Origin of the sequence: Terracoccus luteus (assembly GCF_003635045.1) — a bacterium.
GTDB lineage: Bacteria > Actinomycetota > Actinomycetes > Actinomycetales > Dermatophilaceae > Terracoccus > Terracoccus luteus.
Genome location: NZ_RBXT01000001.1, coordinates 3,888,937 through 3,901,310, shown reverse-complemented (window position 1 = coordinate 3,901,310; position 12,374 = coordinate 3,888,937). Strand labels below are relative to the sequence as shown.

Annotated in this window: 10 protein-coding genes; 5 read left to right on the top strand and 5 right to left on the bottom strand. The window is 73.4% G+C overall.

Annotation, left to right across the window (positions count from 1 at the left end):
* Positions 1–3 precede the first annotated feature (3 nt).
* Positions 4–1,008: an SMP-30/gluconolactonase/LRE family protein gene (locus DFJ68_RS17525; RefSeq protein ID WP_211333418.1), complete on the bottom strand. Its 1,005-nt coding sequence runs from the start codon at positions 1,006–1,008 to the stop codon at positions 4–6.
* Between the two features lie 139 nt (positions 1,009–1,147).
* Here DFJ68_RS17525 and DFJ68_RS17520 point away from each other — a divergent pair, with 139 nt between their 5' ends.
* Together DFJ68_RS17520 and DFJ68_RS17515 are read left to right on the top strand one after the other, a co-directional pair.
* On the top strand, positions 1,148–2,380 hold the full coding sequence (locus tag DFJ68_RS17520) for a sensor histidine kinase (RefSeq protein WP_121035496.1): 1,233 nt from the start codon (positions 1,148–1,150) through the stop codon (positions 2,378–2,380).
* On the top strand, positions 2,377–3,036 hold the full coding sequence (locus tag DFJ68_RS17515; RefSeq protein ID WP_245963724.1) for a response regulator: 660 nt from the start codon (positions 2,377–2,379) through the stop codon (positions 3,034–3,036). Before DFJ68_RS17520 ends, DFJ68_RS17515 begins: the two co-directional genes overlap by 4 nt.
* On the opposite strand, the gene DFJ68_RS17510 is transcribed toward DFJ68_RS17515, so the two are convergent.
* Both DFJ68_RS17510 and DFJ68_RS17505 read right to left on the bottom strand, forming a co-directional pair.
* A complete protein-coding gene (locus DFJ68_RS17510; RefSeq protein ID WP_420823664.1) occupies positions 3,026–4,906 on the bottom strand; it encodes a BCCT family transporter in 1,881 nt (626 codons plus the stop codon). The genes DFJ68_RS17515 and DFJ68_RS17510 overlap by 11 nt on opposite strands.
* Before the next feature lie 312 nt (positions 4,907–5,218).
* Positions 5,219–6,607, bottom strand: a complete 1,389-nt coding sequence (locus tag DFJ68_RS17505) for a cation:dicarboxylate symporter family transporter (RefSeq protein ID WP_121034839.1) — start codon at positions 6,605–6,607, stop codon at positions 5,219–5,221.
* A 134-nt stretch (positions 6,608–6,741) separates the two neighbouring features.
* On the opposite strand from DFJ68_RS17505, the gene DFJ68_RS17500 reads away from it, so the two are divergent.
* A complete protein-coding gene (locus DFJ68_RS17500; RefSeq protein WP_121034838.1) occupies positions 6,742–8,406 on the top strand; it encodes a sensor histidine kinase in 1,665 nt (554 codons plus the stop codon).
* The gene (locus DFJ68_RS17495) at positions 8,393–9,091 is read left to right on the top strand and encodes a response regulator (RefSeq protein ID WP_121034837.1); all 699 of its coding nucleotides are present in this window, start codon (positions 8,393–8,395) and stop codon (positions 9,089–9,091) included. Before DFJ68_RS17500 ends, DFJ68_RS17495 begins: the two co-directional genes overlap by 14 nt.
* 19 nt (positions 9,092–9,110) lie before the next feature.
* Here DFJ68_RS17495 and DFJ68_RS17490 read toward each other — a convergent pair whose 3' ends face one another.
* The gene (locus tag DFJ68_RS17490) at positions 9,111–9,713 is read right to left on the bottom strand and encodes a TIGR03086 family metal-binding protein (RefSeq protein ID WP_121034836.1); all 603 of its coding nucleotides are present in this window, start codon (positions 9,711–9,713) and stop codon (positions 9,111–9,113) included.
* A 52-nt stretch (positions 9,714–9,765) separates the two neighbouring features.
* Here DFJ68_RS17490 and DFJ68_RS17485 point away from each other — a divergent pair, with 52 nt between their 5' ends.
* A complete protein-coding gene (locus DFJ68_RS17485) occupies positions 9,766–10,617 on the top strand; it encodes a helix-turn-helix domain-containing protein (protein ID WP_245963723.1) in 852 nt (283 codons plus the stop codon).
* Positions 10,618–10,770: 153 nt separating this feature from the next.
* Here DFJ68_RS17485 and DFJ68_RS17480 read toward each other — a convergent pair whose 3' ends face one another.
* Positions 10,771–12,309, bottom strand: coding sequence for a peptide MFS transporter (locus DFJ68_RS17480; RefSeq protein WP_121034834.1), 1,539 nt, complete (start codon positions 12,307–12,309; stop codon positions 10,771–10,773).
* Positions 12,310–12,374 lie beyond the last annotated feature (65 nt).

The following is a 12,374-nucleotide window of genomic DNA, read 5'->3' as shown; positions in this document are numbered from 1 at the left end:
GCCTCATCGTGCCACCGGCCGGGTGACGACCTCGTAGGGCGGCGCGGCCACGGACTCGTCGAACTTGCTGTCGACGTAGAGCACCCGGCCCCAGAGGCTCGCCGCCGTCGTCAGCACCCGTGTCGGGTCGGTGGCCTGCTGCGAGAGCAGACGGGCCCGGCGTCCGTCGGCCGACAGCGTGAGGGTCGCGAGCGAACGCGAGAAGTTGCGCACCACGAGCAGCCGGCCGCCCTGGCGCACGAGGCCGTCGGCGTCGACGAGGTCGGCGCCACCGGTGTCGACCGGGGTGACGGCGCGCGAGCGCAGGTCGACGCGCCAGAGCGCCCCGGTGTAGCCCTGGGCCACGACGAGGGCGCGCCGGTCGGCGGTCACGACGAGGCCGCCGAGGTTGAAGCCGTCGGCCCGGGGAACGGTGCCCGTCGCGTCGGCCCAGAGCTCCACCCCCCAGCCGTCGGCCCCACGGGCGACCCGGAACACCTGCGGCGCGTTCGAGTTCGTGAAGTACGCGGCACCGTCGGGCCCGATCACGACGTCGTTGAGGAAGACGTCGTCGGCGGGCGCCCGCAGCGCCGCGAGGAGGGTGCCGTCGGGCGAGTACACCCACAGGTCGGGCCGACCGGTGCCGATGCCGTTCGGGCCGCCGGCGACGTACACCCGCCCGGCGCCGTCGACCGTGACACCGCGGGCGGTGTGGCGACCGTCGGTCCCGTCGCCGGTCAGCCACTGCTGCGTCCCCCTGCGCAGGGCGTGCCCACGGTGGATCTCGCCGCCGGTCGTCTCGCTGACGTAGAACAGCCCGCTCCGCGGGTCGGCCCCGATGCCCTCGAACTTCGAGCCCCCCTCGTCGCCCTGCAGGCGGTAGGTCGTCGGCAGGCCACCGGTGGTCGCGGTCGTCATGGTCGCGGCGGTCGCGGTGGACACGGGGGCGGCGGAGGTCGTCGTCGGCGCGGCGAGCAGCGGCACGGCGGCGACGACGGGCAGGGCGAGGGCGGCGGTGAGGCGCTTCATGGCGGTCCTTCTCGGTCGGTCGATCGGGTCACCACCAGCCTCGCCTCGACAGACGACCGTGGCGTCGGGCGATCGGCTCGACCTCGGTAGCCGATCGGATGATGCCGAGGTCGCCGCCCCGTCCGTACGCTGGGTCACCATGGCGACGACGACCGGGCGGCCGGATGCCGGTGGGCGGGCGGGTGCCCACGGCATCCTCGTGCCCGACGCCCGGCTCGACCGGCTCCTGCACGGCGTGCTCGTCGCGCTGCTGCTCGTCTGCGCGCTGCGCTACGTCGACCGCCACGGCCTCGACGCGTCGGCCGCCTTCGTGCTCGCGGGCGCCGCCGGGCTCGCGGTCGCGTACACGGCGCGGCCGCTCGCCGCCCGGCACCGCAGCGGGCCCACCGGCTGGGTCGTGCTCCTCGTCGTGCTCTGGGCCGCCCTGACGGTCGTGGCCCCGTCCTTCGCCTGGACCGCCGTGCCCATCGCCTTCGCGGTGCTGCAGGTGCTGCCCTTCTCCGCGGCCCTCGTGGTAGTCGTCGCGATGACGGCCCTCGTGGGGGTCGCGTGGTCGCGCATCACGACCGCGCTCGACCCGACGGTCGTCGCCGGCCCGGTCGGCATCGCGCTCGTCACGGTCATGGCCTTCCGCGCCCTCGAGACGCAGGCGCGCCAGCGTCAGCGCCTCATCGACGAGCTCACCGACGCCCAGGCCGACCTCGCCGCGGCCCAACGGCGTGCTGGCGCGCTGGCCGAGCGCACCCGGCTCAGCCGGGAGATCCACGACTCCGTGGGCCAGGGCCTCTCGAGCATCAACCTGCTGCTGCAGGCGGCCGAGCAGAGCTGGGAGAACCGCCCCGACGCCGCCCGGGCCCACGTCGGCACCGCCGCGGCGACCGCCCGTGAGGGCCTCGACGAGGTGCGGCGTGTCGTCCGCGACCTCGCCCCCGCCGAGCTCGCGGACGACGACACCGGGGCGGCACTGCCGGCGGCCCTCGATCGGGTGGCCCGCACCGACGGCCACGGCGTCGCCGTCGACGTGCGCGTGCACGGGGACGTCGTGCCGGTGCCGCCCGAGGTGGCCGCCGCCGTGCTGCGCACCGCCCGCGGGGCGCTGGCCAACGTCGTCGAGCACTCGGGTGCGGCGCGGGCCGTCGTCAGCATCACCTACCTGCCCGACGAGGTGCTGCTCGACGTGCGTGACGACGGGCGCGGGCTGCCCGGGGGCGTCGTCGGCCCCGCCACGCACCCGGCCGGCGAACGCGGCCACGGGCTGCTCGGCATCCGGGAACGGGCAGAGCTGCTCGGCGGGCGCGTCGCCGTGGAGTCGTCCCCCGGCGACGGCACGACCGTGTCGGTCGCCCTGCCTCTCGCGCCGGCGGCCTCGTGAACGCCGACGCCCTGCCCCCCACGGTGCGCATCGTGCTCGTCGACGACCACCCGGTCGTGCGCGCCGGGCTGCGGGCGCTCGTCGAGGGCCAGCACGACCTCGAGGTCGTCGGCGAGGCCGCCACCCCCGACGAGGCGGTGCGGGCCGCCACCCTCGAGCGGCCCGACGTCGTGCTCATGGACCTCAGCCTCGGCGACGGGCCGGGCGGGGCCACCGGTGGCGTGCAGGCGACGGCCCGCGTCCGGGCCCTCGACCCGGCGCCGCACGTGCTCGTGCTGACGACGTACGACACCGAGGCCGACGTGCTGCGGGTGCTCGACGCGGGGGCGACGGGCTACCTGCTCAAGGACGCCCCGCCCCGCGAGCTCTTCGACGGCATCCGGGCCACCGCCCGGGGCGAGACGGTGCTCGCCCCGACGGTGGCCCGGATGCTCGTGCGGCGGGCTGCCTCCCCCGCCCCCGCCGTCACCGAGCGGGAGGTCGAGGTGCTCGAGCTGCTGGCGCAGGGGCTCGGCAACCGCGAGATGGCGCGCCGCCTGCTTGTGTCGGAGGCCACCGTGAAGTCGCACCTCTCGCATGTCTACGCCAAGCTCGGCGTCGACACGCGGGCCGGTGCGGTGGCCGCCGCCATCGAGCGGCGGGTCATCAGGCCCTGACGGGCTCCGACTCCTCCGACGACCCCTCTGACGACACTGCTGACGACACCTGACCGGGCGATCCGGCCTCGGCCGACGCGTCCGGGCGGTGCGAACCGCTCCGCTGCTCGGGGCCGCGGACCTCGTCGACGCTCTCCACGCTCACCGGCTCGGTCGCGACCAGCTCGCCGACGCCCTCCCCGGGGGCGGTCTCCTGCACGGTGAGCGAGAAGTCGTCGCCGTGCTCGCTGACACCGGCGACGACGGCGTGCTCGACCGCCGCGGCGGCGTACTGGCGACGCACGACCTGCGGGTCGTGGCTCAGGTCCTTCACGAGCGCCACCGCGAGACCGACCATGACGAGCAGGAACGGCAGCGCGGCCACGATGGTGACGTTCTGCAGGCCCGACAACGCGTCGGACCCGCCGATGAGCAGCATGACCGCGGCGACGGCACCGGTGGCCGCGCCCCAGAAGACGACGGTGCGCTTGTTCGGCTCGAGGACGCCGCGCTCCGAGAGGGTGCCCATGACGATCGAGGCGGCGTCGGCCCCGGACACGAAAAAGATGGCGACGAGGACCATGACGACGATCGAGGTGAGCGTCGACCACGGGAGGTTGGCCAGCATGGCGAAGAGCGTGCCCTCCGAGCTGGCGGCGCCGGCCAGGTCGAGGCCGTTCTGCTGCTGCTCGATGCCGGTGCCTCCGAAGATGGCGAACCACACGAGCGAGACGACCGACGGGACGAGCAGGACGCCGGAGACGAACTGCCGGATGGTGCGGCCGCGCGAGATGCGGGCGATGAACATGCCGACGAACGGGGTCCAGCTGACCCACCAGGCCCAGTAGAAGATCGTCCACGTGGCGAGCCAGTCGCGGACCCCCTCGGCGCTCGAGGCGTCGGTGCGGGCCGACATGACCGCGAGGTCGCTGACGTAGGCGCTGATCGTCGTCGGCAGCAGGTTGAGGATGAAGACGGTCGGGCCGACGACGAAGACGAAGAAGGCCAGGGCGAGCGCGAGCACCATGTTGATGTTCGAGAGCCACTGGATGCCCTTGGCGACGCCGGAGACGGCCGAGAGGATGAAGCAGACGGTGAGCACGGCGATGATGCCGACGAGGGCGCCGTTGCCGAGCGGGCCCCAGCCACCGACGATCTCGAGGCCCGAGCTGATCTGGAGGGCGCCGAGCCCGAGCGAGGTGGCCGAGCCGAAGAGCGTCGCGAAGATCGCGAAGATGTCGATGACGCGGCCGGCCGGGCCGGCGGCCCGACGTGCCCCGATGAGCGGCGCGAACGCCGAGCTGATGAGCAGGGTGCGGCCCTTGCGGAACACGCCGTAGGACACGGCCAGCCCGACGACGGCGTAGATCGCCCACGGGTGCAGCGACCAGTGGAACATCGTCGTCGCCATCGCGGTCTGCACGGCGTCCTCACCGGGGCCGCCCGTACCCGGGGGCGGGGTCACGAGGTGGCTGAGCGGCTCGGTGACGCCGTAGAACATCAGGCCGATGCCCATGCCGGCGGAGAACATCATCGCGATCCACGACGAGGTGCGGAACTCGGGGCGCTCCCCGTCGCCGCCCAGCGGGATGTTGCCGTAGCGGCTGGCGGCGAGCCAGATGACGAAGACGACGAACCCGGTGGCGACGAGCGAGAAGAGCCAGCCGGTGTTGTGAACGACGAAGTCGAGGCCGGACTCGGCGCTGCTGGCGAGGGTCTGCGTCGACAGCGCCCCCCAGAGGACGAACCCGACCGCGACCGCGGCGGCCACGCCGAAGACGACCTTGTCGAGCCTCGGGTGCCCGGTCTCCTCGTGGTCGACGGGTGGCGGTTCGAGGGCCGGGTGGCGCGGCTCCGGCAGTCGCAGCCGGTGGCGCAGGGCGTCCTTCACGGGGTGCTGCTTCGTCGTCTCAGGCATACGGTCACGGGCGCCGCCGAGCGGCGCCCTTCTCCTCACGTCGCGGTTCACATCAGTCAGGTGCGGTGTCTCTCAGCTGACCACTGTGCCCACGACGGCCTCCGTCGCGCAAAGCGGGACCCCGTACCCACGCCCGCGTCGGCGCGACGGCACACCACGCGGCATCCTCGAGTTCGGTTGTGCCGCAACACGACTCACGCCCCTCCGAAGAGGGGGCGTGAGGTGCGACACAGTCGAAGCGTTACCGCTTCGTCACCGCCGACGTCGGTGCGACGTGCGGGCGGGTCAGCGCGGGCCGCCGGAGAGCGCGGGCTCGCGGTCGGGCGGGACGCCGTCGTCGCCCACGGCCGGGTCGTCCTCGTGGTCGAGCATGCTCGCCTCGTCGAAGCGGTCCTGGCCGGCGAGCACGCGAGCCGCCTTCTCCTTGTCGATCTCGCCGACCCACGTGCCGATGACGACGGTGGCGATGGCGTTGCCGGCGAAGTTCGTGAGCGCACGGGCCTCGCTCATGAGGCGGTCGATGCCGAGGATGATGCTGACGCCGGGCACGAGGTCGGGCCGGTGCGACTGCAGGCCCGCGCTCAGGGTCGCGATGCCGGCGCCGCTGACGCCGGCCGCGCCCTTGCTCGCGATGATCATGAAGACGAGCAGGGAGATCTGCTCACCGATGCTGAACGGCTTGTCCATGGCCTCGGCGATGAACAGGCTCGCCATCGTCAGGTAGATCGCCGTGCCGTCGAGGTTGAACGAGTAGCCGGTCGGGACCGTGATGCCGACGACGGGGCGGGAGATGCCGAGGTGCTCCATCTTGGCGATGAGACGCGGCAGCGCCGACTCCGAGGAGGACGTCGAGAGGATGAGCAGGAACTCGCGGCCGAGGTACTTCAGCAGCGACCACACGCCGAAGCCGGTGACCATGCGCAGCACCGTGCCGAGGATGAGGAAGACGAAGACGATGCACGTGACGTAGAAGGCGATCATGAGCAGGGCGAGGTTCTTCAGCGCCCCGAGGCCCGTCGCGCCGACGAGGGCGGCCATGGCGCCGAAGGCACCGATCGGGGCGGCCCACATGACCATCGCCATGAGACGGAAGACGAGCCGCTCGATGTGCTTGATGCCGGTGAGGATCGGCTCGCCCGCCTTGCCCATCTTCTGCAGCGCGAAGCCGACGAGCAGGGCGACGAAGAGGGCCTGCAGCACCTCGCCCGACGTCAGCGACGACAGCAGGGTGTCGGGGATGAGCCCCTGCAGGAACTCGACCGTCGTCTTGCTCTCGGCCGGGGCGGCCGTGGGGGTGGTCGGGATGGTCAGACCCTCGCCGGGCTGCACGAAGTTGCCGACGACGAGGCCGACGGCCAGCGCGAAGGTCGACATGACGATGAAGTAGCCGAGGGCGAGACCGCCGACCTTGCCCACCTGGGCCGCCTTGCGCACCGCCCCGACGCCGAGCACGATCGTGCAGAAGATGATCGGGGCGATGAGCATCTTGATGAGGCTGACGAAGGTGTCGCCGAGCGGCTTGAGGTTCTTGCCGAGCTCGGGGAACAGCGCCCCGGTGATGATGCCGAGCACCATGGCGGCGATGACGGCGATGTACAGGAAGTGGGTTCTGTCGCGGCGCTTCGTCGAGGTGTCGACGGCGCTGTCGGCGGTGCTGCTCACGGAGACCTCCATGGTCCGGGTGGGCCCGTCGAGCGGCCCCACCGATCTGATCTGACCAGAGTGCCCCTCCCGGTGACTAGATTCACGGTTGTGTTCATTGAGTTCTCGGCGCGTCGCGGGTCGGCGTGACCCCGGCGCGCTGGAGCGTGGCCCGGCAGACATTCGCGCTGCAGGTGGGGCTGGCGGTGGTCGTCGTCGTCGCCGGCCTCGTCGGGGTGTGGGTGCAGGCCAACCGGGCCGCCGACCACGAGGCCTTCGCCCGCGCCGTCGCCGTGGCCGACACCGTCGCCGCCACCCCCGAGGTACGCCAGGCCGTGACCCGGCCGGCGACCGCGAGCGCGGTCCTGCAGGGGTACGCCGAGACCGTGCGCCGCGAGTCCGACACCGACTTCGTCGTCGTCATGAGCCGCGACGGCATCCGCTACACCCACCCCGACCCGAGGCAGATCGGCGGTCGCTTCCTCGGCCACATCGAGGCGGCCCAGCAGGGCGGCGTCGTGCAGGAGGAGTACACCGGCACGCTCGGCCCCTCGGCCCGCGTCGTCGTGCCGGTGCGCGACGCGGCCGGCGCCGTCGACGGCCTCGTCTCCGTCGGCATCCGCAAGGCCGCGGTCGGGGAGCAGGTCAGCGCCCAGCTGCCGGGGCTGCTGCTCGCCGGCCTCGCCGCGGCGATGGTCTCCGGGCTGGGCACCGCCCTCGTCGCGCGGCGCATCCGCCGACAGACCCACGGGCTCGACGAGCGCCAGCTGCGTGAGATGTACGAGTACCACGACGCCGTGCTCCACGCCGTGAGCGAGGGCCTGGTCATCACCGACCTCGACGGGCGGCTGCGCCTCGCCAACGACGAGGCCCGCCGCCTGCTCGACCTGCCCGACGCGGCCGTGGGTCGGCCGGTCGGCGACCTCGGCCTCGCCGAGCCGCTGGCCGCCGCGCTGGCCGGCGACGGGGAGCACGAGGACGAGCTGCACGTCACCGCCGCCCGGGTGCTCGTGGTCAACACCGGCCCGGCCCGGTGGGAGGGCCGCCTGCTCGGGCACGTGACGACCCTGCGCGACCGCACCGACCTCGAGGCGCTCACGGGTGAGCTCGACTCGGCCCGGGGCCTCACCGAGGCGCTGCGCTCGCAGGCGCACGAGGCCTCGAACCGGCTGCACACCATCGTCAGCCTCATCGAGCTCGGTCACACCGAGCGGGCGCTCGCCTTTGCGACCGACGAGCTGCAGGTCTCGCAGGGCCTGACCGACAAGGTCGTCGGCGCCGTCGACGAGCCCGCCCTCACCGCCCTGCTGCTCGGCAAGGCCGCCGAGGCGCACGAGCGCGGCATCGACTTCGAGATCGCCCCCGGCGCGCACTGGCCCGCCGGTGTCGCGCCCACCCGCGACGTCGTCACCATCGTCGGCAACCTCGTCGACAACGCCCTCGACGCGGTGGCGCAGGTGGATGCCGGTCGGCCGCGTCGCGTGTCCTTCGACGCCCACGTCGTGGCCGGCCCGGTCGACGACGGGCTCGGCGGCCCCGGCGACACCGCGGTGCTCGTCGTCGCCGACTCGGGGCCGGGACTGCCGCCCGGGGCGGCCGACGAGGTCTTCCGGCGGGGGTTCTCGACGAAGGCGGACGGCGTCGCCGGGCGCCGCGGGCTCGGCCTCGCCCTCGTCGCGCAGTCGGTGGCCCGGCTCGGCGGCCGGCTCGAGGTCGGCGGCCCGCCCGGCGCCGTGTTCACGGTGCGCCTGCCCGCACCGCCGACGGCGGGCGCCACGCCGGCATCCTGGCCCGTCACCCGGCGACCGGAGGCCGAGCGTGCCCGCAGGTGACCTCCGGGTGCTCGTCGTCGAGGACGAGCCGATCGCCGCCGAGGCGCACACCGCCTACGTCGAACGGGTCGAGGGCTTCACCGTCGTGGCCACGGTCGGCACCAACCGCGACGCGATGCGGGTGCTGTCGGAGCAGACCCCGGGCTCCCCCGTCGACGTCGTGCTGCTCGACATGAACCTGCCCGACCGGCACGGCCTCGACATCGTGCGGGCGCTGCGCGCGGCCGGCCACCGCACGGACGTCATCGCCGTCACCTCGGCCCGCGACCTCGACGTCGTGCGCTCCGCGGTCTCGCTCGGTGTCGTGCAGTACCTGCTCAAGCCCTTCGTCTTCGCCACCCTGCGCGACCGGCTGCTCGCCTACCGTGCCTACCGCGAGCAGCTCGCCGACGGCGCCCGCCTCGGCACGCAGGCCGAGGTCGACGAGGTCTTCGCCGGCGCGCGCACCGCCGCCGACACCCGCCTGCCGAAGGGCATGGGCGAGGAGCTGCTGGCCCGCACCTCCCGGGCCCTGAGCGGGGCGGATGCCGGCCGGTCGGCCTCCGAGCTCGCCGACACCCTCGGCGTCAGCCGGGTCACCGCCCGGCGCTACGCCGAGTACCTCTGCGAGACCAGGCGGGCCGAGCGCCGGTCGCGCTACGCCGGGGCCGGGCGCCCCGAGGTCGAGTACCTCTGGACCGGCTGAGGCCCCTCCCCTGTCGGGCTCAGGCGCGGCGGCCCAGCCGGGCGAGGACGCGCTGCTCCGCCGTCGCGTCGGGCGGCACGTCGAGCGCCGGGCGGCAGACGCCGTCGTCGTACAGGTGCTCGCCGAACCCGTCGGCCGCCCGGTCGAGCAGCGCGATCTCGTCAGGGGTGAGGTGGGCCTCGAGGCCGGCGGCGGTGGCGATGTCCCACCGGTGCACCACGAGGTCGAAGCCGTAGAACGCGAGCATCGAGGCGCCGACGGTGGTGCGTCCGAAGACGCCGTCGTACTCGCGGCCGGCCACCCCCGGGTCGGCGAGCAGGCCGCGCACGAGGTCGTCGTGCGCCCGCCAGCGTCGCGCCGGCCCACCGTCGACGTGGTCGGCCGTCGGGTCGTCGAGCACGCCCCGCTGCGTGAGGAAGTCGCGCTGGGTGCCGACGACGTGGTCGAGCACGTCGGCGGCGGTCCAGCCGTCGCACGGGCTGGGCGCCGACCACGTCCCGTCGGGCACGCGCTCGACGACCGCGCCGAAGGGGTCGGCCAGGCGTCCGTACTCGGCCGGCACACCGGCATCCGGCTGCGTCGGCGGCGTCTTCTCGGTGGTCTCGGTGGTGTCTGTCGTCATGCCGGTGACGCTAGGGCCGTGCCGGGCGCGCGGTCTTGATACTTTCCGACACGTGGTGACACCGGCCGGCGCGGGGCACGTGTCGACCCGCGACGACGTCGAGCGGGCCCACCTCGTCGACCCCGCCGACCACACTTTCGAGATCGCGCGGTCGGGTCCGTCGCCCGACGTCGCCGACCTCGTGCGCCGCTTCTGGATGCCGGTGTGGGACGTCCCCGACGGAGCCGCCTCCGAGCAACGGGTGCTGCAGTACCCCGTCTGCCTCGTCGTCGTGTCGAACACGTACGCGCGGCTCTACGGCGTCTCACGGGGCACGTCGGCGACCACACTGACCGGTCGCGGCTGGGCGGTCGGGGTCATGCTGCAGCCGGCGGCCGGCCACCTCGTCAGCGGGGTGCCGGTGCGGCGGCTCACCGACCGGCACGTCGACCTCGCCGATCGGTCGCTCGTGCCGGCAGTCGACGGCGCGCGGCTGACCGGGCGGCTGCGCCAGGTCATGTCACCCGACCCCACCGACCCGTCGGCCCAGGCGGAGGCCCGCGACCTCGTCGAGGACGCGCTGCGGCCGCTGCTGCCGGTCGACGACGAGGGCCGGCTCGTCAACGCCCTCGTCGAGCACGTCGAGACCTCGCCCGGGCTGCTGCGCGTCGACGAGCTGTGCGAGCGGTTCGGACTCGGTGAGCGGTCCCTGCAGCGGCTGCTGCACAAGCGCATCGGGCTGGGGCCGAAGTGGCTGATCCGCCGGCGCCGGCTGCAGGAGGCCGCCGACCGCCTGCGCGACCCGGATGCCGGGCTGGCCACGATCGCAGCCGAGCTCGGGTACGCCGACCAGGCCCACTTCACCCGCGACTTCCGCCTCGCGACCGGCCTGACACCCGGCGGGTTCGCGGCCCGCTTCCGCTGACAGGCCGGCCCCCCGGCATCCGCCGCCCTGCCCGATCGCGCCCCACCCGCGAAACACACCGAGCAATGAGCAGATCCGCGTGTTGCAACTCGTGGAACCGCACATTGCTCGGTGTGTTCGCCCGGCGACCCGGCAGGCCGGCCGGGGGCGGGGTCAGTGGGCGGAGGTCGTCACGGCCCCGGTGTGCACCTCGGCGCTGGCCATCCTGCGGCGGATCCACGGCACGAGCGCGAAGAGCACGCCCGCGACGACGAGGGTGATGACCGCGTTGACGAGGTAGTAGGTCGCGTCACTGAGGCCGGCGAAGGCCTGGATGAGCTGGGCTGCGATGGCCTGCCCGGCCGCCGTGCCGAGGAACCACAGCGCCATCGCCTGGCTCGCGAAGGCCCTGGGCGCGAGCCGGGTCGTCGCCGACAGCCCGACGGGCGAGAGGCAGAGCTCGGCGACGGTCTGCATGACGAAGACGCCACCGAGGATGTAGACCGGCGCCGTGTTGCCCTGGAAGGTCGCGAAGGCCCACGACATGACGAGGGCCGAGAGCCCGATGATCGTGACGCCGAGCACGAACTTCATCGGCGTCGACGGCGAGCGGCCGGCGCGCCTGGTCCAGATCCAGCCGAAGACGGGCGCGAGCAGCACGATGGCGAGCGGGTTGATCGACTGGAACCACTCCGGGTTGACGCCGACCCCGGCGGTCTCCTTCACCGTGTTGTTCTGGGCGAAGAGGGCCATCTTGCCGGCGGCCTGCTCGAAGATCATCCAGAAGAGCATCGCGCCGATCCACAGCGGCAGGTAGGCGAGCAGGTGCGACTTCTCCTCGCGCTCGACCTTCGGGCTGCGGAACATCATCGTGAAGTAGGCGACGGGCGTCAGCACCGCGACGATCGAGATCGCGTCGATGACCTGGTCGAGCACGGTGTCGCGCCACAGGCCGGCGAGCACGACGAGCACGGCGAAGGCGACGAGGATCGCGACGACGACGAGACCCAGCTGGCGCCGCTCGTCGGGGCGCAGCGGGTTGGGGACGTCGTCGACCCGGCGGCCGAGCGCCTTGCGGCCCACGACGAAGAAGACGATGGCGATGGCCATGCCGACCGCGGCGGCCGAGAAGCCGGCGTGGAAGCCGTACGCCTCGCGCAGCGCCCCGACGACGAGCGGGGAGAAGAACGAGCCGATGTTGATCGACATGTAGAAGATCGAGAAGCCGCCGTCGCGCCGCGGGTCCTCGGGCTTGTAGAGCGTGCCGACCATCGCCGAGACGTTCGGCTTGAGCAGGCCGGTGCCGAGGGCGACGAGGGCGATGCCGACCCACGCCGTCGCGGTCGCCGGCACGGCGAGGCAGAGGTGGCCGGCCATGATGACGACGGCGCCGTACAGGGTCGAGAGCCGGGCGCCGAACAGCCGGTCGGCGGTGAAGCCGCCGATGATCGACAGCAGGTACACCGACGCGCCGTAGATGGCGACGACGGCGGCACCGGTCGTCTCGTCGATGCCGAGCCCGCCGTCCGCCGCGGTCGCGGTGAGGAAGAACAGCAGGATGGCGCGCATCCCGTAGTAGGAGAAGCGCTCCCACAGCTCGACGAAGAAGAGGGTCGAGAGTCCCTTGGGGTGGCCGAAGAAGGCCCGGTCACCCGGAGCCGCATCGGTGCCGGCCGGCGGACCCGGCGGGCGTGGCTGCGTGCTGGCGGACATGTCTCTCCCATCGGCCCCCGAGCGGGGCATCGGCGCCAAGTCGCCACAGCAACCTAGGCCGGGCC

Bases quoted from the DNA above. Each gene is read 5' to 3' on its own strand.
- DFJ68_RS17525 (WP_211333418.1), bottom strand. From the start codon at position 1,008: ATGAAGCGCCTCACCGCCGCCCTCGCCCTGCCCGTCGTCGCCGCCGTG.
- DFJ68_RS17520 (WP_121035496.1), top strand. From the start codon at position 1,148: ATGGCGACGACGACCGGGCGGCCGGATGCCGGTGGGCGGGCGGGTGCC.
- DFJ68_RS17505 (WP_121034839.1), bottom strand. From the start codon at position 6,607: ATGGAGGTCTCCGTGAGCAGCACCGCCGACAGCGCCGTCGACACCTCG.
- DFJ68_RS17490 (WP_121034836.1), bottom strand. From the start codon at position 9,713: ATGACGACAGACACCACCGAGACCACCGAGAAGACGCCGCCGACGCAG.
- DFJ68_RS17480 (WP_121034834.1), bottom strand. From the start codon at position 12,309: ATGTCCGCCAGCACGCAGCCACGCCCGCCGGGTCCGCCGGCCGGCACC.